The sequence below is a fragment of the Rhodobacter sp. genome (assembly GCA_020637515.1).
Lineage (GTDB): Bacteria > Pseudomonadota > Alphaproteobacteria > Rhodobacterales > Rhodobacteraceae > Pararhodobacter.
Map to the genome: position 1 here is coordinate 2,451,880 of JACKKG010000001.1, position 20,572 is coordinate 2,472,451.

The following is a 20,572-nucleotide window of genomic DNA, read 5'->3' on the forward strand; positions in this document are numbered from 1 at the left end:
TTTGCCGCACCTGTTGGTTTTTTCCTGAATGCACCGCGTGCCGTTCGATGATCCCCGAATCCAGCCCTGACAGACCCGTCTCGCCTGGCGCGGGCGTGCTGCCGGCGCGACGCAAGCCCTTGCGCCGGCGTCTCGAGGCCGCGGGCACGGTGGTTCTGGTGCTGCTGGCGCCGCTGTTGGTGGCGCTGACGATGCTGGCGCTGGGGCCCTTCTCGACCAGTGTGACAAATCTGCCGTCACTCAGGGTCGTGCTGTCGGCGGACCTGCTCTACATTCTGGCGGTGGCGATCCTGGTGCTGTTGCGCATTCGCCGCATGATCGGCGCGCGACGCGCGCGCTCGGCCGGATCGCAGCTGCACCTGAAGCTGTCGGCGCTGTTTGCGGTGATCGCGCTGCTGCCCGCGATCACCGTCGCGGCCTTTGCCGTGGTGTCGATCAACCTGGGGCTCGAGGGGTGGTTTTCCGACCGCGTGCGCAACGTGGTCGGCAGTTCGCTGGCCGCGGCCGAAGCCTATCAGGCGGAACAGGAACAGACCCTGACCGAGGATGCGCATACCGTCGCCTCGTTGCTGGAAAACGCGCGCCGCACCGATCCCCTGGTGTCCGAGGTCTATACCCGGCAGCTTCTCAGCCAGGCGCAGTCGGGTATCCAGCGGGGCCTGCGCGTCGCCTTTATCATCGACTTCGACGGCAATCTGCTGCTGCGCGGCGACCGGTCGTATCTGTTCGATTTCATCAAGCCCGAGACCGCCGACCTGGCGCGCGCCGCGAACGGCGACCTGGTGCTGATCAAGGATTGGCCGAACAGCGAGTTCCGCGCCTTGGTGCCGTTGCAGGGCTATCCCGACCGCCTGCTCTATATCGCGCGGGCGGTGGATGGGCATATCCTCAGCCTGCTCGACGAAACGCAGCAGACGATCCAGCTTTACAACCAGCTCGAGGCCGAGCGCGGCACCGTCCTGTTCAACTTTGCGCTGCTCTACATCGGCTTTGCGCTGATCCTGATCCTGGCCGCGGTCTGGCTGGGCATGTGGTTCGCCGAGGGACTCTCGCGGCCGATCGGGCGGCTTGCGGGCGCGGCCGAGCGGGTCGGTCAGGGCGACCTGGACGTCCAGGTGCCCGAAGAGCGCGGCGAGGACGAGATCGCCACCATGGGCCGCGTGTTCAACCAGATGACCCTGCAACTGAAGGGCCAGCGCGAGACCCTGCTGACCAACACCCGACAGATCGAGGAACGCCGCCGGCTGTTCGATTCGGTTCTGGGGTCGGTGACGGCGGGGGTGATCGGCCTGGATTCGCAAGGGCGCGTCGAATTCGTCAACCGCGCCGCCGAGACGCTGACGCAGATCGCCTCGGCCTCGGCGCATCTGCAACCGCTGGAACGGGTGGTGCCCGAATTCGGCGCGCTGTTCGCGCGGCTGCGCGACGGCAAGGGTCGCATGGCGGGCGGACGGGTTCAGGACGAGGTGCGCCTCAGCCGGGGCGGGCGGCTGGAGAGCCTGCTGGTGCGCCTGGCCGAACGGCGCACGGCGAACGGCCATCTCGAGGGGTATGTGGTCGCCTTTGACGACGTGACGGACCTGGTCTCGGCGCAGCGGCTGGCGGCCTGGGGTGACGTGGCGCGCCGCATCGCGCACGAGATCAAGAACCCGCTGACCCCGATCCAGCTGTCGGCCGAGCGGATCAAGCGCAAATTTGGCCGCCAACTGCCCGAGGACGAGGCCCAGTCCCTGGGGCAGTTGACCGACGTTATTGTCAGGCAAACCAATGACTTGCGTCGCATTGTTGACGAATTCTCGAAATTTGCCCGGATGCCCGAACCCGACCGCCGCCCCACCGACCTGGTGCAGGTGGTGCGCGACGCGACCACCCTGCAAGAGGCCGGTCAGGAAAAGGTGCGCTTCGACGTCCGCCTGCCCGACAGCCCGCTGATGGTGGACATCGATGCGACGATGATCTCGCAGGCGCTGACCAACCTCTTGAAGAACGCAGGGGAAGCCATTGAAGGGTTTGAGGAAACAGGCGACGCCCCCGATGGGTTCCAGGCCCGTATCGCGGTGGCGATGGACATCGACAACGACCGCGCGACGATCACCATCGCCGACAACGGTATCGGCCTGCCCGAAGATCGCGCGCGGCTGTTCGAACCCTATGTGACGACGCGCGAGAAGGGCACCGGCCTGGGCCTGCCGATCGTCAAGAAGATCATCGAAGAACACGGCGGCACGTTGCAGCTGCGGGATGCTCCGGTCATGGCCGGCTGCACCCACGCGGGCGCGCTGGCGGAAATCCGGTTGCCGATCCTGCGCACCCCGCGCGGCAATCGCACGGAACAAGGGGCAGAGGCATGAGCGACATCCTGATTGTCGATGACGAACGCGACATCCGCGAACTGGTGGCCGAGATCCTGCGCGACGAAGGGTATGCGACGCGGCTGGCGTCGAATTCCGACGAGGCCATGGCGGCGGTGCAGGCCGAGCAGCCCGCGCTGATGATCCTGGACCTGTGGCTCAAGGATTCGAAGATGGATGGCATCGCCATCCTCATGGCCGTGAAGCATGAGTTTCCCGATGTGCCCGTGGTCATCATTTCGGGCCACGGCAATATCGAGATCGCGGTGCAGGCGATCAAGCAGGGGGCCTATGATTTCATCGAGAAGCCCTTCAACATCGACCAGTTGCTGGTGGTGATCGGGCGCGCGATGGAGGCCTCGCGCCTGCGCCGCGAAAACAGCAAGCTGCGCAAGCGCGACCCCGGCCCGACCGAGATGATCGGCCAGAGCGCGGCGATGAAATTCCTGCGGTCCCAACTGGCCAAGGTCACGCGCTCGAACGGGCGGGTGATGCTGACGGGGCCGTCCGGCTCGGGCAAGGAGGTGGCGGCGCGCTATATCCATGCCCAGTCGAACCGCGCAGACGCGCCGTTTGTCACCGTCTCTTGCGCGGCGATCGAACCCGACAAGATGGAAAGCGTCCTGTTCGGGCAAGAGGGCGGCACCCGCGGGCTGCTGCCCGGGCTACTGGAGCAGGCGAACGGCGGCATCCTTTACCTCGACGAGGTCGCCGACATGCCCTTGGGCACCCAGTCGAAGATCCTGCGCGTGCTGGTCGAACAGACCTTTACCCGCGTCGATGGCAGCGACCGGGTCAAGGTGGACCTGCGGGTCATTTCCTCGACCACGCGCGACCTGCGGTCCGAGATCGCCGCCGGCGCGTTCCGCCAGGAGCTTTACGACCGGCTGAACGTGGTGCCGATCCAGGTGCCCTCGCTCGAGGATCGGCGCGAGGACATCCCGACGCTGGCACGGCATTTCATCGACTTGCTGCATCAGTCGCAGGGTCTGCCCCGGCGCGAGTTGACCGAGGACGCCGAGGCACAGCTGCAATCCATGAGCTGGCCCGGCAACATCCGCCAACTGCGCAACGTCATCGAACGCGCGCTGATCCTGGGCGACGGTCAGGGCACCATCGAGGCGCGCGATCTGGCCTCGGACGCGGGCGGCGGCGCCGAGGACGAGGGGCGCGTGGTGTTGGCCGGCGGGCTGGCGACGCTGCCCCTGCGCGAGGCGCGCGAATTGTTCGAACGCGAATACCTGCTGACCCAGATCAACCGCTTCGGCGGCAACATCTCGCGCACCGCCGCGTTTGTCGGTATGGAACGCTCTGCGCTGCACCGCAAACTGAAGTCGCTGGGGGTCAACACCGCGGCGCTGTCAGGCGGGCGCGGCGGGCGCGACGACTGAGGATTAGGCGATGAAGATCATCATCTGCGGCGCGGGACAGGTCGGCTGGCAGATCGCCCGCCAACTGGCCGGCGAGGCGAACGACGTGGCCATCGTCGACAACAACGCGGCGCTGGTGCGGCGCGCGACCGACACGCTCGAGGTGCAGGGCATCGTCGGCTTTGCCTCGCATCCCGATGTGCTGGAGGAAGCTGGCGCGCGCGAGGCCGACATGATCATCGCCGCGACCCATTCCGACGAGGTGAACATGGTCACCTGTCAGGTCGCGCATTCGGTGTTCAACGTCACCCGCAAGATCGCGCGGCTCAGGGCGCAGACCTATCTGGATCCGCTCTATTCCGACCTGTTCCGCCGCGACCACTTGCCGATCGACGTGGTCATCAACCCCGAACGCGAGGTCTCGCGCGCCGCGTTGCGCCGCTTTGCCGCGCCGTCTACCTTTGACGTGCAGGATTTTCTGGATGGCAGCGTGCGGCTGGCCGGCATTTCGCTGGATGCGGAATGCCCGGTGCTGAACACGCCGCTGCGGCAATTGACCGAGCTGTTCTCAAGCCTGCGCGCGATCGTGGTCGGCGTCCGCCGTCAGGGCAAGTTGTTCGCCCCCGAGCCCGGCGATCAACTGTTCGAGGGCGACCAGATCTATGTTGTCTCGGAAAGTTCGGACCTGGCGCGGACTCTGGCGATCTTCGGCAAGCCGCAGGCAAAGCAGGAACGCATCGTCATTCTGGGCGCGGGCAACGTGGGGCTGGCGGTGGCGGGGGCGCTGGAAACCCAACCCGAGCGGGTGCGCGTCAAGGTCATCGAACGCGACCGCACCCGCGCCGAGATCGCCGCCGACGCGCTGGAGCGCACCATTGTGCTGCACGGCGACGGCATGGACAGCGAATTGCTGAACGAGGCCGCCATCGATTCGGCCGACGCGCTGCTGGCGGTGACCGACGACGACAAGACCAACCTGCTGGCCTGCGTGCGCGCCAAGGCGATGGGCTGCAAGATGACCATCGCGCTGGTCAACGACCCGTCGCTGGTGCCCCTGATGAACCACCTGGGGATCGACGCGCACATCAACCCGCGCGCCACAACCGTCAGTTCGATCCTGCGCCATGTTCGCCATGGGCGCGTGCGCTCGATCTACACCATCGGCGACGGCGAAGCCGAGGTGATCGAGGCGCAGGTGCTCTCGACCTCGCCGCTGGCAGGGCGCACCATCGGCACCATCGGCTTTCCCGAAGGGGCGCTGGTCGGTGCGGTGCGCAAGCAGGGCGAATTCGTGAAGCCGACCGGCGCGACGGAACTGGCCGAGGGTGACCTGCTGGTCATCTTCGCGCTGCGCAACGATGTCCCCGAGATCGAGCGCCTGTTGCAGGTGGCGGTGGAGTATTTCTGAGATGCGCCCCGGCCTCGCGTCTGTCCCGCCGCTCGTGGCGCTGGTCGGCGCGGCCGGGATCCTGATGCTGGTCCCGGCGTTGAAGGCTGCGCTCGACGGGCAGGCCAGCCTGGCGCGCGATTTCTTCTATTGGGCGCTGATCTGCCTGGCGCTGGCCAGTTTCGTGGCCATCGCCCTGGCCGGACGCCCGTCGCGCGCCCGCGGGCAGGGGCCCTTTCCGCTGCTGGCGGCGGTCTATCTGCTCTTGCCGGCGGTGATGGCGCTGCCCCTGGCCGAGGCCCTGCCGCAGATGCGGCTGGTGGACGCCTGGTTCGAGATGATCTCCAGTTTCACCACCACCGGCGCCTCGCTGATCGAACTGCCGCGCCGCGTCCCCGAGGCGGTGCACCTTTGGCGGGGCATGGCCGGTTGGCTGGGCGGATTGTTCATCGTCTCGGCGGCAACGGCGCTGCTGGCACCGCTCAGGCTGGGCGGGTTCGAAATGCTGCGCCGCCACCCCGGCACCGTGGCGCGCGGCGCCAACAACGGGCCCGGCGCGCGGCTGATGGCGCATGGCGCGGTCGTGCTGCCGGCCTTTGCCGGGCTGACGCTGGCGCTGTGGCTGATCCTGACCCTGTTGGGCGTGCCCGGGTTCGACGCGCTGATGCAGGCGATGGCGGTGCTGTCCACCTCGGGCATCCTGCCGCGCGAGACACTGGGCAACGTCGGTCTGATGCCCGAGATCGTGATCTTCGCCTTTCTGTGCCTCGCCCTCAGCCGGAGGTTCCTGCCGGGGCATGGTGCGCGGCAGCGCGCGCTCGTGCGCGATCCCGAACTCTGGACCGCGGCGGTTCTGGTCGCGCTGGTCACCTTGTTCGTCGTCGCCCGGCATTGGGCCGGCGCCTTCGAGGCCCGCGAGGGCGAGAACCTGCCCGCCATGGGGCGCGCGGCCTGGGGAGCGGCGTTCACCGCGCTGTCCTTTCTGACCACGACCGGGTTCGTCGATCAGGACTGGATCGCAAGCCGCGCCTGGTCGGGGCTGACCCCGCCGGGGCTGGTGTTGATGTCGGTGGCCCTGCTGGGCGGCGGTGTCGCCACCACCGCGGGCGGGATCAAGCTGCTGCGGCTTTACGCGCTGGGGCGGCTCAGCCGGTTCGAACTGATGCGCATGATCTATCCGTCCATGGTGATCGGCGGCAACGAATACGACCGCTTTCTGGCCACCACGGCGGCGCGCTCGGCCTGGTTGTTCGCGATGGTCTTTGCGCTGACCTCGGTCGTGGTGGTGGCGCTGTTGCTGTTCAGTGGCATGAGCCTGGAAACGGCGATGATCTTCAGCATCGCGGCGCTGACCAACTGCGGGCAACTGGTGCAGGTGGCGGGCGATCTGCCGCTCTATTGGGTGCTGCTGTCCGATCCGGCGCGCCTGGTGCTGGCGGTGGCGATGATTCTCGGCCGGCTCGAAATCCTGGTGCTGCTGGCCGCGATCCTGGACCGCTCGCGCCGTCACTGAGGGGGCGTTTTCGGACCCGCTGCCTGGGGTCTCGAAATTCCCCTTGTTAATCCTATGAAAATGCGATGATTTGGGCTGGAAACTTGCGCGCTGTCCCTTCATACTCGGCGCAACAGGGGGGAAACTGCGCGCGCCGGGCGCCGCGTAGGCCGATAACAAAAGGCAAAGACAATGGCCGTCGACAAACAGAACTTGCAGGACGCTTTCCTGAACCATGTGCGCAAGAACAAGGTTCCCGTGACGATTTTCCTGATCAACGGGGTCAAACTTCTTGGCGTCATCACCTGGTTCGACAACTTCTGCGTCCTCTTGCGCCGCGAGGGGCAAAGCCAGCTTGTCTACAAACACGCCATCTCGACCATCATGCCGGGCCAGCCGATCTCGCTCTACAACGGCGAGGATTGACGCCCCGGCGGGGTAACCCGCACGTGACAATCGACGTGAACGACCTGGGCGGTGCCGGTGGCGGGCGGAAGCAGCGCGCGCTGGTCCTGCATCCCGATATCCGTGGCAACGACAGCAACCGCAGCGCCGAGGCCGCCCTGGCCGAAGGCCTGTCTCTGGCGCTGGCCCTGCCGGGAATTGACGTGACCGGCGGGCTGGTGGTGCGCCTGCCGAGGGCGCAGCCGGGCATGCTGTTCGGTTCGGGCAAGGTGGACGAACTGAAATCCCGGATCGAAACGGACGAGATCGAGCTTGTGCTGATCGACGGCCGGGTCAGCCCGGTGCAGCAGCGCAATCTGGAAAAGGCCTGGGGCGTCAAGATCCTGGACCGCACGGGCCTGATCCTCGAGATCTTTGCGGATCGCGCGCGGACCCGCGAGGGGGTGTTGCAGGTCGAACTGGCCGCCTTGAGCTATCAGCGCACGCGTCTGGTGCGCGCGTGGACCCACCTCGAACGGCAGCGCGGCGGGCTGGGGTTCGTCGGCGGGCCGGGCGAAACCCAGATCGAAGCCGACCGCCGGGCCATCGACACCCAGATCCTGCGCCTGCGCCGGCAATTGGAAAAGGTCGTCAAGACGCGCGAGCTGCATCGCGCGGCGCGCCGCCGCGTGCCCTATCCGGTGGTCGCGCTGGTGGGGTATACCAACGCCGGGAAATCGACCCTTTTCAATCACTTGACGGGCGCAGAGGTGTTGGCGAAGGACATGCTGTTCGCCACGCTGGACCCGACGATGCGGGCCGTGGTGCTGCCGGGCGGGTTGGCGGTGATCCTGTCGGACACGGTCGGGTTCATCTCGGATCTGCCCACGCAATTGGTTGCGGCGTTTCGCGCGACGCTGGAAGAGGTGCTGGAAGCGGACCTGATCCTGCACGTCCGCGACATCGCCCACCCCGAAACCGAGGCCCAGGCCGAGGACGTCGAAACCATCCTGACCGAACTGGGGGTGGGCCAGGACGTCGCCAGGATCGAGGTCTGGAACAAGATCGACCTGTTGCCCGGCGACGATCCCCGCCGAAATGTCGCGCAGCGCCGTGACGGGGTCTGCGCGGTCTCGGCGCTGACGGGCGAGGGGCTGGCGGATCTGATCGAGGCGATCGGCGCGGCGCTGGGGGACGAACGGCGGGTCGAAACCGTGCGGATCGGGCACGGCGACGGACGCGCGCGGGCCTATGCCTATGCCGAAGGGATCGTCCTGTCCGAGGACGGCGACGACGACGGGCTTCGTCTGACGGTCTCGTGGTCGGCCCGTCAGCGCGCGCGGTTCGAATCGCTCTGCGCGCCCGAAACCCCTGACGCGGACTGACGCGGTCAGGCGCGAGACGGCGATGGTCGGGACCGCGACAGCGCAGGCGCGACGATCAATCGTCGTCCTCGTCGCTCAGCAAGGTGATCTCGCCCGCGTCGGACAGCTCGCGGATCGCCGTGACCACCGCCGCCAGCGCGGCCTCGGCCTCCTTTCCCTTGACCTTGCCCCGGGTTTCGACCTCGTCGCGCAGGCTGGCGGCCATGCGCTGCGACATGTTCGCCAGCAGGAAATCGGCGGCGCGGCCTTCGGGGCTGCCGGGCTGGGGCAGGGTGGCGGCGAGGGCGCTGATGAGGTCGGGCTGCGCCACCTCGCGCAGAACCTTGGGCACGTCGCGCGGGTTCAGCCGGTCGGGGATGTGGGCAAAGGTAAAGATCGCCTTGCCGACCCCTTCGGCGAAGGCGGCGTCCTGTTCGCGCAACGCGTCGAGCAGCGCGTCGCGCACCGGCCCGGTCGCCGAATTCAGCATCGCCCCGACCCGCACCGCCGGGGCCACCGCAAAGGCGCGGGGCGGGCGCTGGTCCAACTCGCGGGCGATCGACTCGCCGATCCGGGCGACCATCGCGGGGGCGATCCCTTCGGTCAACGAGACCGCATAGGCAACCCGGCGCGCCCGTTCGCCCGGCATCTTGCCCAACAATTCGGCGGCGCGTGTGACCGACAGTTTGGACAGCACCACCGCTGCGACCTCGGGGCTTTCGGGGGCCAGGACCGCCAGCAGGGTGTCAGGCTCGGCATGGGCGATCCGGTCCCAGGGATCGGCGCTGTGGCGCTCACGCACCATCTGTTTCAACCGCGAACTGGCGCCCGGACTGATGCGGCCATCCAGAGCCTTGAGCGCGCCGTCGATCCCGCCCGGAAAGCTGAGACCGACCTGTTCCAGCGTTTCGACGAATTCCCCCACAACCGCGGTCAGCGTGTCACGGTCGATCAGGCGCATCCGGCCGATCTGTTCGGTCAGCGCGGTTTGCATGTCCTCGGGCAGCGAGTCGAGCTTGATATCCGCGCCTTCGGCCAGCAGCAAGCGCACCAGGATCGCCGCTTTTTGCGGGCCGGTCAGGGCCCGGATGCTGCGCCCCGAGGGGCTGGTCGCCAGCAAGGGGCTGCCGGACGTCGCGGGTTGCGCCGCGACGGGCGGTGGAGACGGGCGAATCGGAGCGAGGTCTTGCGTCATGGGCGTTTCCGGTCTGGTCACCCCAGAGCCTGACGCATCGGGGTTAACCGCCGGATAATGCGATCGGTCGCGCGTGGAAAAAAACCAAAGACGCCCCGGTTTGATCCAAATCAATGTTCAGTGCGATTGCAACGATTAGACAGGATGGCGAAGGCGCAGGCACTTCCGCCTGATCTTCATCTCCCGTTTCCGGGCGCACCTCCCTGCGTCTGGCTGACTGATCCGCCGCGAGACCTCCCTCTCGCGGCGATTTTTTTTGCGCTCAGCCTTCGGCTTCGATGCGGGCGGCGCGGGCCTCGACCAGTTCGACGATGTGGTCGATCATGCGCGCGTTCGACAGTTTGTGGTCCTGCTTGCCCGCCAGATAGATCATGCCGGCGCCGGCGCCGCCGCCGGTGAAACCGATGTCGGTCATCAGCGCCTCGCCGGGGCCGTTCACCACGCAGCCGATGATCGACAGCGACATCGGCGTCTTGATGTGGGACAGACGCTGTTCCAGCGCCTCGACCGTCTTGATGACATCGAATCCCTGCCGCGCGCAGGAGGGGCACGAAATGATCTGCACGCCCCGGGTGCGCAGCCCCAGCGATTTCAGGATTTCGTAACCGACGCGCACCTCTTCGACCGGATCGGCCGAGAGCGACACCCGAATCGTGTCGCCGATGCCCGCCCACAACAGGTTGCCCATGCCGATCGCGGATTTCACCGCGCCCGCGACAAAGCCGCCGGCCTCGGTGATGCCCAGGTGGATCGGGGCATCGGTGACCTCGGCCAGTTGCTGATAGGCCGCGGCCGCCAGGAATACGTCGGACGCCTTGACCGAGATCTTGAACTCGTGAAAGTCGTTGTCTTGCAACAGCTTGATGTGATCCAGCCCGGATTCGACCATGGCCTCGGGGCAGGGCTCGCCGTATTTGTCGAGCAGGTGTTTTTCCAGCGATCCGGCGTTCACGCCGATGCGGATCGAACAGCCGTGGTCACGCGCGGCCTTCACCACCTCGCGCACGCGCGTGGCGTTGCCGATGTTGCCCGGATTGATCCGCAGGCAGGCGGCGCCGGCCTCGGCCGCCTCGATGGCGCGCTTGTAGTGGAAATGGATGTCCGCGACGATCGGCACCGGGCTTTCGCGCACGATCTCGCGCAATGCGCGGGTCGCGGCCTCGTCCGGGGTCGAGACGCGGACGATATCGGCCCCCGCATCGGCGGCGGCCAGCACCTGAGCCAGCGTCGCCTTGACGTCCGAACTGTCGGTGTTGGTCATGGTCTGCACGGAAATCGGCGCATCCCCCCCGACCGGCACCGACCCCACCATGATCTTGCGGGATTTGCGCCGCTCGATGCTGCGCCAGGGGCGGATCGGGTTCAGGGACATGGGACTTCCTGGGCTGACTGCGACGCCCCAGACATAGGCCGCCGCGTCCCGAGGGGCAAGGCCGCGCCGGGGCGGCAAAAGGCCCGCGCGCGGCGGGCCTATAGGGGGGTTACCGATCCTGTTCGCGCAGGCGGGCGACGTGCACCGCCAGGTCCTGATCGCGGCTCAGGTCCGCGACCTGATAGCGGTCGCGGATGTCGGCGGCGTCCAGCGCCACGTTGCGCACCACCTGCGCGCCGGGCGCGGCGGGGCCATAGGCCTGGCCGTTGATCAGGAAATAGACCGAGCCCGAGTTGCCCGCGTGCAGCGTCGGCGGCTGTTCGGTCTGCGGGATCGTATACCGCTCGCCCGCGTCGAGGACGCGCTCGAAGATGACCGACCCGTCGGCCGCCCGGACCCGCAACCACGACGGGCGCACGGCCAGCAGTTGCACGGTGGCGGGACCCTGGGCCACGACCTGGGGCGCGGTGCCGTCATCGCTGGACGCCAGCGCGGCCATCACGGCGGTATCGGTCGAACTGGCCTCGATTGTCGGGGCCGGCGTTTCGGGGGTAATCGCGGCAATGGGGCCGTCGCGCGGCACCACAACGGGCATGTCCAGCGCCTGCGGGCGGGCAATTCGCACCCGTCCCTCGGCGCCGCCCGAGACGGGGCGGTCCGCCGCCAGGGTGCTGCGCGGGCCGGTGGCCACGCCAGCCAGCGGGTCGGTATCCGACGCGGCCAGCGTTCCCGGGGTGCCGCTTTCCGAGGACAGCGGGTCGATGTTGCTGGCCACGTTGGGCACGATGTCGGCGGGCGCGACCTGCACGCGCTGGACCTCTTTCAGGACGGTCCAGCCGGCGTAGCCCAGCCCCAGGATCAGCGCCAGCAGAACGCTGACCGATCCCAGCGCGCCGGGTTCGATCCGGCGCCAGAAGGGTTCTGGGTCGGGCAGGGTGCCGACGCCCTTGAGCCCGCCATGCGAGGTCCGGGCGCGGGTATCGGTCTGCACGGCGCGCGGCGTGCGCGGCGCGGCGTTGTTGGCAAAGCCCGACATGCCGTGAGCGACCTGAAACCCGTGCTCGGTGCAGAACCGGTCATAGACCCATTCGGTATCCATGCCGAGATAGCGCGCATACGAGCGCACGAAACCGGCAATGAAGCTGGGGGTTTCGAACGCGTCGAGATCGCCGTTCTCGATCGCGGCGATATAGGCAGCACGAATGTGAAGCTCGCGCTGGACATCCAGCAGCGATTTGCCCAGCGTGGCACGTTCGCCCCGCAGGATATCGCCCAGTCGCAGCTCGAAATCATCGAAGCCGCGTGGACCTTCATCGTGCTGCGCTGGAGGCTGTTCCTTGCGCCAGATCATCCGCCCTGTCCCTGCTTACCGCCTGCTCTGATCGGGTCGCTTTGCGGAGAGCCTCGACCATGACGGGAACCACGGGCGAGTCGCCTCTCAACGACCTCTTGAGACCACTCTTACCAGATCGTGAAAACTAATTGAAGTAGAAGGCGTTGTCAGGCGGTCAGCTCGGCGCGATTCAGCGCACAATGGGCCCAGAGTTGATCCATCGCGATCACGACGCGGTCGATTTCCTTGGGATCGTGCACCGGCGACGGGGTAAAGCGCAGCCGTTCGGTTCCACGCGGCACGGTGGGAAAGTTGATCGGCTGGACATAGATGCCGTACCGTTCCAGCAGCATGTCCGAGATCATCTTGCAGTGCACAGGGTCGCCGACATGCACCGGAACGATGTGGGTGCCGTGGTCGATGATCGGCAGGCCCATGCCCTTGAGCCGGGCCTTGAGGATGCGCGCGTGCGACTGCTGCATGTCGCGCAGTTTCTGCCCGTCGGCGGTTTTCAGGAACGCGATCGAGGCCGCGCATCCCGCGGCCACTGCCGGCGGCAACGAGGTGGTGAAGATGAACCCCGGCGCATAAGACCGGACGGCATCGACCATTTTCGCGCTCGCCGCGATATAGCCGCCGAACACGCCAAAGGCTTTCGCCATGGTGCCGTTGATGATGTCGATGCGGTGCATCAGCCCGTCACGCTCGGCCACGCCGGCGCCGCGCGGGCCATACATGCCGACCGCGTGCACCTCGTCGATATAGGTCAGCGCGTTGAAGTCGTCGGCGGCGTCGCAGATGTCCTTGATCGGGCCGACGTCGCCATCCATCGAATAGATCGATTCGAAGGCGATCAGCTTGGGCGCGCCGGGATCGTCGGCGGCCAGCAGCTCGCGCAGATGGGCGACGTCGTTGTGGCGGAAGATGCGCTTGTGCCCGCCATTGCGGCGTACGCCCTCGATCATCGAATTGTGGTTCAGCGCGTCGGAATAGATGATGAGCCCGGGGAAGATCGCGCGCAGTGTGCTGAGCGTCGCATCGTTCGCCACATAAGCCGAGGTGAAGACCAGCGCGGCCTCTTTCTGATGCAGGTCCGCGACCTCGGCCTCGAGCCGCTTGTGGTAGACCGTGGTGCCCGAGATGTTGCGCGTCCCGCCCGAGCCGGCGCCGGTGGCGTCCAGCGCCTCGTGCATGGCCTTCAGCACCGCCGGGTGCTGGCCCATGCCCAGGTAATCGTTGCCGCACCAGACGGTGATGTCCTTTTCCGTGCCGTCGGGCTTGCGCCAGGTGGCGTGGGGGAAGTGGCCCTTCTTCCGCTCGATGTCGATGAAGGTGCGATAGCGCCCCTCGTCGTGCAGTCGCTGGAGGGCGGAATCGAGGGCTGCTTCGTAGGTCAAGGGTCGTCTCCTGGCGTCCTGCTGGGCAATTTCGGCCGCCCGGCGATAAAGCTGGACGTTCTTTGCATGTTTGAATGCGACAGAACCATGACCTGGATCAATTCAAAAAAGTGTCGCACTCGCCCTTCCGGGGCGGTTTTTTCGTCAATCCTGGATCACGATGGCACAATCGGAAACGTCGCCGTCGCCCTGGCAGGCGGTCAGCGCGTCCTCGACCGCGTTGTTGCCGCGACCGATTCCCCACTGGCCCGAGCCCGCCGAAACGGCAAAGGCGCGGGTTCCGCCCGCACGGCGATAATCGTCGTTGAAGGCGGTGGTCGCGTCGGCCGACAGGCTCAGATCGCGCGCTTCCCAGCCCTGCGGGCGCACCTCGAGGGCGATGACACAGGCCCGCCCGCCGTGACGGCGCGCGTCGCACCCGGCCAACGCGGCGGCGCGCGCGGCTTCGGGCGAATGATAGTTCGAGGCCATCACCGTCGGTTCCGCCATGATTCCCACGTCCGGGGCAAAGCCGACCGCGGCATAGTATTTCTGCGTCTGGGCAACGGTGGTCAGGGCGGTGCGTTCGGCCTCGGTCAGGCCCGAGACGTCGATCTCGATCACCTCGACCCGGTCGTCGCGAAACAGCATCGGACGCGCGGCGCGGGCATCCAGCGGGTCCGCGAGCGCGGTCTGCGCAAAGGGGGCGGCAAGGGCAAGCACGACAAGGGCGAAACGCGAATTCATCAGGCACTCCAGTCCGGTTTGCCGTCTTTTTTACAGGGTTTTCGCAGCCCGCACAGCCCTTTGTGCGGCCCTCGGGCGGGGTCGCGCCCGTGCTGCGGCACACATTCGGTTGATCGCCGCCCGGCACTGGACTTCCGCCGCCGGGCGGGCATAGGCTCGATCCCATCAGAAACGGGGAATTCCGAATGACCGCCGATACCGTGACCCAGGTCCTGGACCATGTGGATGCCACTCTCGATGCCGCGCTGGACCGTCTGCTGACCTTGCTGCGGGTGCCGTCGATCTCGACCGATCCGGCCTTTGCGGCCGATTGCGACCGCGCCGCCGAGGCGCTGGTCGAGGATCTGGCCAGCCTGGGCTTCGACGCCGCGAAACACCCGACGCCCGGTCACCCGATGGTCGTAGCCCATGACGCGGACGGGCCCGAGGATGGCCCGCATGTGCTGTTCTACGGTCATTACGACGTGCAACCCGTTGATCCGCTGAACCTTTGGCATCACGACCCCTTCGACCCGCAAATCGAGGACACGCCCGCGGGCCGGGTGATCCGCGGCCGGGGCGCTGCGGATGACAAGGGCCAGCTCATGACCTTTGTCGAGGCCTGCCGCGCCTGGAAGGCGGTGCATGGCGTCCTGCCGATCCGGGTGTCGATGTTCTTCGAGGGCGAGGAGGAATCCGGCTCGCCGTCGCTGGTGCCCTACATGACCGCCCATGCCGAGGACCTGAAGGCCGACCTCGCGCTGATCTGCGACACCGGCATGTTCGACCCGCAGACCCCCGCGATCACCACCCAGTTGCGCGGCCTGGCCAAGCTGGAGCTGGTGGTCACCGCGCCCGACAAGGACCTGCATTCCGGCATGTATGGCGGCGCGGCCCGCAACCCGGCGCATGTGCTGGCGAAGATCCTGGCCGACCTGCACGACGAGACCGGGGCCTGCACGCTGGCGGGGTTCTACGACGGGGTGCCGGAACTGACCAACGCGCAGCGCACGCAATGGGAGACCCTGGGGTTTGACGCCGCCGGTTTCCTTGGCGGGGTCGGCCTGTCGATCCCGGCGGGCGAGCAGGGGCGCTCGGTGCTGGAAATGATCTGGTCGCGCCCCACCTGCGAGGTGAACGGCATGACCTCGGGCTATACGGGGGCGGGGTTCAAGACCGTGCTGCCGTCGAAAGCCAGCGCCAAGGTCAGCTTCCGGCTGGTCGGATCGCAGGACCCGCAGGCCGTGCTGGCGGCGATGCGCGCCCATGTCGCGGCCCGGGTGCCGGCCGATTGCACGGTCGAGATCCTGGACGCGAACGGCGCGCCGGCCACCGTCATGCCGATCGAGAACCCGGCCTTCGAGGCCGCGCGCCAGGCGCTGTCCGACGAATGGCCGCGCCCGGCGGCGTTCATCGGCTGCGGCGGTTCGATCCCGATTGCGGGCTATTTCCAGGAGCTTCTGGGCATGGATGCGCTGCTGATCGGCTTTGGCCGCGACGACGACCAGATCCATTCCCCGAACGAGAAATACGACCTCGAATCGTTCCACAAGGGGATTCGCAGCTGGGTGCGGGTGCTGGACGGGCTGTCGCGCCTCTGACCGTCGATTCCGGCGGCGGTCAGTCGCACCGCCGCCGCGCGCGAATCGCCAGGATCGCCCAGACCCCCGCCGCGCCCATCGCCAGCGCCCCGCCCAGCGTCGCGCCGGGATGGGCCAGTGTCAGCGTCAGCGGCAGGCCCAGCGTCAGAACCGTCCATGTGAGCGCGAGCAGCGGGTGACGCGACGGGCGCGGCAGCGCCAGCACAAGCGCCATCGCCCCCGACAATCCGGCCATCCCCACCGGTGCGGCCCAGGGCAGTGCGGCAACCAGCGCCAGCGCCAACAGAATCACCACACCCTTGCCGGGGTGCGGTTCGGACAGGGGCAACGGGGCAACCGGTGCATGGCGAAGAAACGGTGTCATGCGCATGGGTCGTTCATCGCCCCTGCGCGGTTCAAATTCGCGGTGAAAAAGTTCCGCCCGGTTCCCGCAGGCGGGTTGACCCCGGGTCGAGCGGCGGGCACCGTCAGGCGGCGCAAGGGACCCGACCGCATGATCCACCTCAGCCAGTCTCCGACCGATCCCGCCTTTGTGCAGGATCCCTATCCGTTCTACGACCGCGCCCGCGCCGCCGGTCGCGTGGTCTTCTGGGAGGACTACGGCCTGCCTTGCGTCTTCGGTTACGCGGCGGCGAATGCGATTCTGCGCGACCGCCGCCTGGGACGCGAGATCCCGCCCGACCGGCGCCCGCCAATGGCCGCGCACACCGCGCCGTTCCATGCGATCGAGGCCCACTCGATGCTCGAACTCGAGCCGCCGCGGCACACGCGTCTGCGGGGGCTGGTGCTGCGCGCCTTCACCTCGCGCCGGATCGCGGCCATGGGGCCGGACATCGAAGCCCTGGCGCGCGCGCTGGCGGCGGATCTTCCGGCCTCGGGATCTTTCGACCTGTTGACCCGATACGCCGAGGCGATCCCGGTCATCATCATCGCCCGTCTTCTGGGGGTGCCTGAAACGATGCGGGACGACTTGTTGCGCTGGTCGCACGCCATGGTCGGCATGTATCAGGCCGGCCGCACCCGCGCGATGGAAGAGGCCGCGGGCCAGGCCTCCGCCGACTTTGCCGATTTCCTGCGCGAGCATGTGCGCGCGCGTCGCCGGATGCCGGGCGACGACCTCATCACGCATCTGATCGTAGCCGAGGAAGCGGGCGACCGGTTGAGCACGGACGAGTTGATCTCTACCTGCATCCTGTTGCTGAACGCCGGTCACGAGGCGACCGTGCACGCGATCGGCAACGCGGTGAAGACCCTGCTCGAGGCCGGCGGGCCGCGCGACTGGCTGTCACCCGATCGGCTGGAGGCGACGATCGAGGAAACGCTGCGCTTCGATCCGCCGCTGCACATGTTCACCCGCTGGGCCTACGAGCGGGTCGAGATCATGGGCCATGTGTTCGAACCGGGCGACGAGGTGGGGGTGATGCTGGCGGCGGCCGGGCGCGACCCGGGCCAGTGGGACCGGCCCGACCATTTCGATCCGGGCCGTCCGGCGAAACCGCATCTCGCGTTCGGCGTGGGCCTGCATTTTTGCGTCGGTGCGCCGCTGGCGCGGCTGGAATTGGCCAAGGCCCTGCCGATCCTGTTCCAGGAGGCCCCCGGCCTGCATCTGACCGCGCCCCCGGACTATGCCGGCCGCTACCATTTTCACGGGCTTTCGGCGCTGATGGTGGCGCGGTGACGGGTGCGTCCCGGCCGCGCCGCGCCCCTTGAGCGGCGCCTGAGCGGCCGGGAGGGAACCCGGGTCAGGGTGCCCAGTGCACCACCGCCCGCGCCAGCACGGCGGCGACCGGGGCCTCGGTCGGGGCGAGGGCGCGCGCGCGCTCCAGCGCCGCGCGCTTTTCCGCCCCGATGATGAGCAGATGCAGGCCGTAGGCGTCCTTGAGAACCCGCGCGCTGAGGCTCACTCGCGGTTCCGGCGCGCCGGGCGCGAGGATCGGCACCACGGCCGGGGCATCGGCGGCGAGGGCCTCGTCCAGGCCCGTGGCGCCCGGAAAGAGCGAGGCCGTATGCATGTCCGCGCCCATCCCCAGCAGGGCCACATCGACCGGCAACAGGCGGTCCAGCATGGCGGCCGCCTGTTCGGCGCCCTCGGCCGGGGACAGGGCCTCGTGCCACAAGGGCAGCAGTCGTGCGGGCACGGCCTTGTCGCGCAACAGCCGCGCGCGGATCATGCCCGCGTTCGAGCGCGCATGACTTTCGGGCAGCCAGCGTTCGTCGGTCGGCACGATGTCCACGCGGTCCCAGTCCAGATCGGCGGCGGCCAACAGGTCGAAGACCGGCCCCGGGCTGGTGCCGCCCGGCACCGCGAACAGCGCCCGTGGGCGACGCGTCAGGGCGGCGCGCAATTCGCCGGCCAGCCGCCGGGCCAACGACAGCGCCATCATGTCGGTGTCGGGGTAGTCGATCCGTTCCATCAGCGGATGTCCCGCCAGTTTCGCCCATCCATCCGGATCAGTCTAAGGGCTTCGTCCGGCCCGGACGAGCCCGGATCGTAGCGATGCGGCGTTTCGGCAAGATCTTGCCATTCGGCGATGATCGGATCGGTCCAGGCCCAGGCGGCCTCGACCTCGTCGCCGCGCATGAACAGCGTCTGATTGCCCCGGATCACGTCCATGATGAGCCGCTCATAGGCGTCGGGAATGTGCATGTCGTCGCCCAGGGCCTCGGCAAAGGACATGTCCAGCGCCACGTCCTTCAACCGCATCCCGCCGGGGCCCGGCTCCTTGATCATGACCTTCAGCGTCATGCCCTCGTCGGGTTGCAGGCGGATCACCAGCATGTTGGCCTTCCACGGCGCATCCTCGCCAAAGATCGAATGGGGCGGATCGCGGAACGCAACGGCGATCTCCGAGGCGCGCGCCTTCAGCCGCTTGCCGGTCCGCAGGTAAAAGGGCGTGCCCTTCCAGCGCCAGTTCGAGATCCCGACCTTGAGCGCGATGTAGCTTTCCGTGGTCGAGGCCGGGTTCTCGACCTCGTCGCGGTAGGCGGCGCGGTCCTTGTCGGCGCCATATTGGCCGCGCACCACATGGCCGGGCGCGACGGGGTCCAGCGCGTGGATCACCTTCAGCTTTTCGTCGCGGACGGCGTCCGGTTCAAAGGAATAGGGCGGCTCCATCGCGATCAGGCACAGAAGCTGCATCATGTGGTTCTGCACCATGTCCCGCATCGCGCCGGCGGTGTCGTAATAGGCACCGCGCCCGCCCACGCCCACGGTTTCCGCCACCGTGATCTGCACATGATCGACAAAGCGTGCGTTCCACAGCGGTTCGAACAGGATGTTGGCAAAGCGCACCGCCATCAGGTTCTGCACGGTTTCCTTGCCCAGGTAATGGTCGATCCGGTAGATCTGCGTTTCCGCGAAATGCTCGGCCAGGGTGCGGTTCAGCACCCGCGCCGTCGCAAGATCGTTGCCAAAGGGCTTTTCCACCACGATCCTTGTGTCCGGCGTGACCAGGCCAAAGCGTCCCAGCCCGGTTGCCAGCGGCCCGAACAGCGCAGGCCCGACCGAGAAATAGAACGCCCGAACCACGCCGTCGCGCATCCGTGCGGCCAGATCCAGCCAGCCGTCCTCGCCCCGGGCATCGACGGTGACATAGTCCAGCCTCTCGAAGAAACCGGCGCGGTCCTGGGGCGTGGGGGCATCGGGGCCCATGAATTCATCGAACGCGGCGGCGATGGCGGCGTGAAACTCGGCCCGGGTCAGCGGTGTGCGGGCGGCGCCGATGACGCGCGCCTCGGGCGGCATCTGGCCCTCGGCATAGCGTCGGTAGAGCGCGGGCAGGATCTTGCGGCGCGCCAGATCGCCGGTGGCGCCAAAGACCACCAGATCGAAAGGTTCGACGGGAATGACGCGGGCGACCATGGGGGCTCCTGTCGGGCGAGCACGAGAACGAAACGCACCGGATATGCGCCCCGCAGACCCGAGTCCAGCCCCGGACCGGGTCAGGCCTCGAGCTCTGTATCCCAATAGAGATAGTCCGCCCAGCTTTCGTGCAAATGGTTCGGCGGAAAACGGCGGCCCCGGTCGATCAGCTCGGCGGCGGTGGGGCGGCGGGGCGGCTGGCGCAGGCTCAGCCCGGACCGGCGCAGCGTTTTCGAACCCTTGCGCAGGTTGCACGGCGCGCAGGCGGCGACGACGTTCTCCCAACTGGTGACGCCGCCCAGCGCGCGCGGCACCACATGGTCAAAGGTCAGATCGTGGCGCGAGCCGCAATACTGGCAGGTGAATTCGTCCCGCAGAAAAAGATTGAAGCGCGTGAAGGCCACGCGCTTTCTGGGTTTGACAAAGTCCTTCAGCACCACGACCGAGGGTATTCGCATCTCGAACCGCTGGCTGCGCACGGTCTGGTCGTATTCGGCGGCGATGGTGACGCGGTCCATCCAGACCGCCTTGACCGCCTCCTGCCAGGGCCACAGCGACAGCGGATAGTAGCTGAGGGGCCGGAAATCGGCGTTCAGGACCAGCGCCGGAAACTGCCTGAGCGCCGCCGGCTCGTGCACGAAGCCTTGCCTGAAGTCACCGTCCATCTTCCGTCTCTCCCGCCCGGGATCGGTCGAAGCCGTTGTCGGGATCGACTATATCCGGTGTTTTGGTCGTGACAACCCCGCGACATGGGGTGCG

The 20,572-nt window shown here is 67.5% G+C and carries 17 protein-coding genes; 8 read left to right on the forward strand and 9 right to left on the reverse strand.

Annotation, left to right across the window (positions count from 1 at the left end; all coding sequences use genetic code 11):
* The first annotated feature begins 47 nt into the window (after positions 1-47).
* The 6 genes from H6900_12025 (at position 48) to hflX (ending at position 8,369) form a co-directional block, all read left to right on the forward strand.
* A complete protein-coding gene (locus H6900_12025) occupies positions 48-2,351 on the forward strand; it encodes a PAS domain-containing sensor histidine kinase (protein ID MCC0074006.1) in 2,304 nt (767 codons plus the stop codon).
* The gene (locus H6900_12030) at positions 2,348-3,742 is read left to right on the forward strand and encodes a sigma-54-dependent Fis family transcriptional regulator (protein MCC0074007.1); all 1,395 of its coding nucleotides are present in this window, start codon (positions 2,348-2,350) and stop codon (positions 3,740-3,742) included. The genes H6900_12025 and H6900_12030 overlap by 4 nt, the downstream gene beginning before the upstream one ends.
* Positions 3,743-3,752: 10 nt before the next feature.
* Entirely contained in the window at positions 3,753-5,129 is a 1,377-nt protein-coding gene (trkA, locus tag H6900_12035; GenBank protein MCC0074008.1) for a Trk system potassium transporter TrkA, read from the forward strand.
* 1 nt (position 5,130) lies between these two features.
* Positions 5,131-6,621, forward strand: a complete 1,491-nt coding sequence (locus H6900_12040; protein MCC0074009.1) for a TrkH family potassium uptake protein — start codon at positions 5,131-5,133, stop codon at positions 6,619-6,621.
* 171 nt (positions 6,622-6,792) lie between these two features.
* Positions 6,793-7,026, forward strand: coding sequence for an RNA chaperone Hfq (hfq, locus tag H6900_12045; GenBank protein ID MCC0074010.1), 234 nt, complete (start codon positions 6,793-6,795; stop codon positions 7,024-7,026).
* Positions 7,027-7,055: 29 nt separating this feature from the next.
* Entirely contained in the window at positions 7,056-8,369 is a 1,314-nt protein-coding gene (gene hflX, locus H6900_12050) for a GTPase HflX (GenBank protein MCC0074011.1), read from the forward strand.
* A 55-nt stretch (positions 8,370-8,424) separates the two neighbouring features.
* Here hflX and H6900_12055 read toward each other — a convergent pair whose 3' ends face one another.
* The 5 genes from H6900_12055 to H6900_12075 form a co-directional block, all read right to left on the reverse strand.
* A complete protein-coding gene (locus H6900_12055; GenBank protein ID MCC0074012.1) occupies positions 8,425-9,543 on the reverse strand; it encodes a flagellar motor switch protein FliG in 1,119 nt (372 codons plus the stop codon).
* A 262-nt stretch (positions 9,544-9,805) separates the two neighbouring features.
* Complete coding sequence (ispG, locus tag H6900_12060) at positions 9,806-10,915, reverse strand: flavodoxin-dependent (E)-4-hydroxy-3-methylbut-2-enyl-diphosphate synthase (GenBank protein MCC0074013.1); 1,110 nt, start codon at positions 10,913-10,915, stop codon at positions 9,806-9,808.
* 109 nt (positions 10,916-11,024) lie between these two features.
* A complete protein-coding gene (locus tag H6900_12065) occupies positions 11,025-12,266 on the reverse strand; it encodes a helix-turn-helix domain-containing protein (protein MCC0074014.1) in 1,242 nt (413 codons plus the stop codon).
* Between the two features lie 149 nt (positions 12,267-12,415).
* A complete protein-coding gene (gene hemA, locus H6900_12070) occupies positions 12,416-13,645 on the reverse strand; it encodes a 5-aminolevulinate synthase (protein MCC0074015.1) in 1,230 nt (409 codons plus the stop codon).
* A 144-nt stretch (positions 13,646-13,789) separates the two neighbouring features.
* Positions 13,790-14,371 (reverse strand): 5-aminolevulic acid synthase, encoded by a 582-nt coding sequence (locus H6900_12075; protein MCC0074016.1) that lies wholly within the window; start codon positions 14,369-14,371, stop codon positions 13,790-13,792.
* 185 nt (positions 14,372-14,556) lie between these two features.
* On the opposite strand from H6900_12075, the gene H6900_12080 reads away from it, so the two are divergent.
* Positions 14,557-15,951 (forward strand): M20/M25/M40 family metallo-hydrolase, encoded by a 1,395-nt coding sequence (locus tag H6900_12080; GenBank protein MCC0074017.1) that lies wholly within the window; start codon positions 14,557-14,559, stop codon positions 15,949-15,951.
* A gap of 19 nt (positions 15,952-15,970) precedes the next feature.
* On the opposite strand, the gene H6900_12085 is transcribed toward H6900_12080, so the two are convergent.
* Positions 15,971-16,315, reverse strand: coding sequence for a hypothetical protein (locus H6900_12085; protein MCC0074018.1), 345 nt, complete (start codon positions 16,313-16,315; stop codon positions 15,971-15,973).
* 129 nt (positions 16,316-16,444) lie between these two features.
* Here H6900_12085 and H6900_12090 point away from each other — a divergent pair, with 129 nt between their 5' ends.
* The gene (locus H6900_12090) at positions 16,445-17,629 is read left to right on the forward strand and encodes a cytochrome P450 (GenBank protein MCC0074019.1); all 1,185 of its coding nucleotides are present in this window, start codon (positions 16,445-16,447) and stop codon (positions 17,627-17,629) included.
* Between the two features lie 64 nt (positions 17,630-17,693).
* On the opposite strand, the gene pgl is transcribed toward H6900_12090, so the two are convergent.
* The 3 genes from pgl to H6900_12105 form a co-directional block, all read right to left on the reverse strand.
* Positions 17,694-18,365, reverse strand: coding sequence for a 6-phosphogluconolactonase (gene pgl, locus H6900_12095; protein MCC0074020.1), 672 nt, complete (start codon positions 18,363-18,365; stop codon positions 17,694-17,696).
* A complete protein-coding gene (zwf, locus tag H6900_12100) occupies positions 18,365-19,813 on the reverse strand; it encodes a glucose-6-phosphate dehydrogenase (protein ID MCC0074021.1) in 1,449 nt (482 codons plus the stop codon). The genes pgl and zwf overlap by 1 nt, the downstream gene beginning before the upstream one ends.
* 80 nt (positions 19,814-19,893) lie before the next feature.
* Positions 19,894-20,478 (reverse strand): HNH endonuclease, encoded by a 585-nt coding sequence (locus H6900_12105; GenBank protein ID MCC0074022.1) that lies wholly within the window; start codon positions 20,476-20,478, stop codon positions 19,894-19,896.
* Positions 20,479-20,572: the final 94 nt, after the last annotated feature.